The 354-nt window shown below is 33.1% G+C and carries 1 pseudogene; it reads right to left on the bottom strand.

The window, feature by feature from the left end:
* A pseudogene (locus AC1DJR_RS34195) lies at positions 1 to 354 on the bottom strand (hypothetical protein); the annotation flags it as partial.

Below are 354 nucleotides of genomic sequence, written 5' to 3'. Positions count from 1 at the left end.
CATTAGCATATTACAGCAGTCTAATTTCTCATTTTCTTTGAGTTTAAACATTTTAGTTGCGTAGAATAAATCGATACGCACTTTCTCTTCTTGCACTTCGATATTGTATTCACGTAACCACGCTATACTTTTTGAACCGAATCCACTCGCATCAACAACAATATCTGCTTGAATTTCTTCTTGCGTGCCAGTCTCTAAACATTTAGCTTTTACTCCGCATACTTTGTTAAGCTTTCCATCTACTAATAACCCTTCAACCAATGTTCCAAATTTAATGATTACATTTGAAATTTGATCAATTCTTTTTTGGATATGCCACATTTGAAATTTGATCAATTCTTTTTTGGATATGCC

The organism is Bacillus sp. 05T31, from assembly GCF_056396725.1.
The sequence above is the reverse complement of the archived record's forward strand: the minus strand, read 5'-3'. Positions and strand labels throughout refer to the sequence as shown.